Origin of the sequence: Parvibaculum sp. (assembly GCF_035511255.1) — a bacterium.
In the GTDB taxonomy this organism is placed as follows: Bacteria; Pseudomonadota; Alphaproteobacteria; order Parvibaculales; family Parvibaculaceae; genus Parvibaculum.
On sequence record NZ_DATKFR010000470.1, the window covers coordinates 1 to 2493 of the forward strand.

Genomic DNA, 2493 nt, shown 5'->3' on the forward strand with positions numbered 1-2493 from the left:
CCAGAAGCCGTCTCGGTCCTGGCAATATTCGATGCGCAGCGAACTGCCGGTCAGCGCTATGCCGGTGGTCTGTTCGAGCCGCCGCACCGTCTCGGGAGCCTGAAACGCCGAGGCGACCGCCTCGCAGACAGGAAATCGCGCGCGGTTCTCGACCGAGAAAAAATTGCGCGTCGAATTATGCGTCTCGCGCTTGCCGAGCGTGTCGCCGATCTCGGGTGGTGCCAGCGGCAGCGCCGGGATGGCATGGGCGACTTCGTCCGGAAGAGCATCGGTCAGCAGCCAATGCGCGAAGGGCTCGTGCTTTGCCGCCACACGGTCGAGGCAGGCGGCGAAATGGCGGATGATATCCTGCGCGGCGTTCATCGGGAGTTCTCGCGCGGATCGTGATGGGGGGCGGAGAGTTCCGGAATTTTCCCGACGCCGAAAAGCCGCTTGAATTTCTTCATCCGGCCGGACAGCCGATGCCGCGCCCGCTCGCGCATCAGCACCTCTTCGTCGCGGCAGTAATTGAGCATCACGTAACGCCGGGGGCCGACAAAGGGTTCATGGCCGTGCCATGAGTTCGGCTGCACCTTGAACGCGAAGAGCGTACCGCCTTCGGGCGACACCTCGGCTGCGTAATCATCGATGTCGTTCGGCCCGCGCAGCACGCGCAGGCGCCCGCCTTTCGGTGCCCAGGGCTCGTTCAGATAGAGCAGCAGCGTCGCGAGCTTGAATTTCGAATCCGCATGGATCTGTCCGTCATGCGCCTGGCAACAGCTTCTGAGCGTGATGAGCGCCGGCCGCCCGCTGAGGTCGATGTCGAGCTTTTCCGAGACGATCGCGCGCAGCTTCGAACTGTCGAGTTCGGCGAGCAGCTTTTCGAAGACAGGGCCGTAATGCGTTGCCTCGGGCAGGAACAACCCCGCCATGTCGAGCTCGGGGAAGTCGCGGATCACTTTCTTCAGATTGTCGGCGCCGATGAAATTCGGCACGACGAAATGCGGGTAGGGCTCGCGCTCGGTTTTCGCGCCTTCCACGGCTTCGTACTGGATCATGGCTCGCATCCTCTCCCGCCCCTTCTGTCGGGTATCTCCCCATTTCGGCGGATGCTAGGTCCCGTCTTTCAGGCGAGCCATGTGTCACTTTGTCGAAACGCGGAGACATCGCGTCGCATGCACAGGACGAAAAAGGCCGGCCCCAGCGGGGCCGGCCTTTCTTGCGCAGGATGGACCGGGTTCAGGCGGCCTTCGTCGCATTCTCCGGATGGGCGAGATTTTCCGCCGCGAATTTCCAGTTCGCCACCTTGTCGAAGAAGGTCGCGAGATAGTCCGGTCGACGGTTCTGATAATCGAGGTAATAGGCGTGCTCCCAGACGTCCGAGACGATGAGCGGCACTTCGCCATGCGTCAGCGGATTGTCGGCGTTGGCCGTCGCCAGTACCTTGAGCTTGCCATTGGCGAGCGTCAGCCAGACCCAGCCGGAACCGAACTGGCCCGCGCCGGCGGCAAGGAACGTCTCGCGGAACTTGTCGAACCCGCCGAAGTCGGCCTCGATCTTCTTCGCGAGATCGCCTTGCGGCTGGCCGCCGCCGTTCGGCGCCATGGAATGCCAGTAGAAATTATGGTTCCAGGCCTGCGCCGCGTTGTTGAAGATCTTCTTGTGTTCGGCGTTCTTGGCCGCGCGCGTGATGATCTGTTCGAGCGGCAGCTTTTCATATTCGGTGCCCACGATCAGCTTGTTCGCCGTCTCGACATAGGTCTTGTGGTGCTTGTCGTGATGGAAGCTCAGCGTGTCGGCGGAGATATGCGGCGCGAGCGCATCCTTCGGATAAGGCAGCGGTGGCAGCTCGATCATGGCTTGACCTCTTCGGTTTTGAGCGGGGTTCCTGCTTTTGAAACAGGCACCGGACGCGAGGGTTCCTCCTCCCTTCTCTTTAATCGGCATCGCCGCGTCGATTTCAACCCCGAAGAGAAAACTCTCCAGCATATATAAGGATTTAGCCACATTCCGCGGATGGGAAGAGGCTTGGGCGTCCGGCTTGCAACCTTGTTCGCCAATCCCCACATTGTTAATCGGCGGTGCCGTCAAGGGCCGCCACGGTCCGGGGGTCCGGGCCGGACAACCGGGTCGCTTGCGAAGGACTTTGGGATGACGCGCATGGTGCAGTTCAACAGCCCGTTCCTGCTCGGCTTCGACGAGATGGAACAGTTGCTTGAGCGGGTCGCGAAGGTTTCGGACGGCTATCCTCCCTACAACGTGGAGGAAGCGGTGCGGAGCGAGGACGGCGCGCTGAAGCGGGTACTGCGCATCACGCTCGCGGTCGCAGGATTTGCCCGCGATGAACTGTCGGTCACCGTCGAGGACAATCAGCTCGTCATTCGCGGTCGCCGGCGCGAGGAAGAAGGCCGTGTCTATCTCCATCGCGGCATTGCCGCGCGGCAATTCCAGCGGGCCTTCGTCCTGGCGGACGGAATCGATGTCGGAGAGGCGAGGCTCGACAACGGCCTCCTC

The 2493-nt window shown here is 62.1% G+C and carries 3 protein-coding genes and 1 pseudogene; 1 reads left to right on the top strand and 3 read right to left on the bottom strand.

Features of this window, described 5'->3' with window-relative positions; all coding sequences use genetic code 11:
- The 3 genes and pseudogenes from VMR03_RS17435 to VMR03_RS17445 all read right to left on the bottom strand — a co-directional run.
- Positions 1–363: pseudogene (locus tag VMR03_RS17435) on the bottom strand (2OG-Fe(II) oxygenase); the annotation flags it as partial.
- Positions 360–1037 carry a 2OG-Fe(II) oxygenase gene (locus VMR03_RS17440; protein WP_325407474.1) on the bottom strand — a complete coding sequence of 226 codons (678 nt, stop codon included), beginning with the start codon at positions 1035–1037 and terminating at the stop codon, positions 360–362. The gene VMR03_RS17440 and the pseudogene VMR03_RS17435, both read right to left, overlap by 4 nt.
- Positions 1038–1218: 181 nt before the next feature.
- Positions 1219–1836 carry a superoxide dismutase gene (locus tag VMR03_RS17445; RefSeq protein WP_325407476.1) on the bottom strand — a complete coding sequence of 206 codons (618 nt, stop codon included), beginning with the start codon at positions 1834–1836 and terminating at the stop codon, positions 1219–1221.
- Positions 1837–2130: 294 nt separating this feature from the next.
- Between VMR03_RS17445 and VMR03_RS17450 the strand changes: the two genes are divergently transcribed.
- On the top strand, positions 2131–2493 hold a 363-nt coding region (locus tag VMR03_RS17450), incomplete at its 3' end, for an Hsp20 family protein (RefSeq protein WP_325407478.1).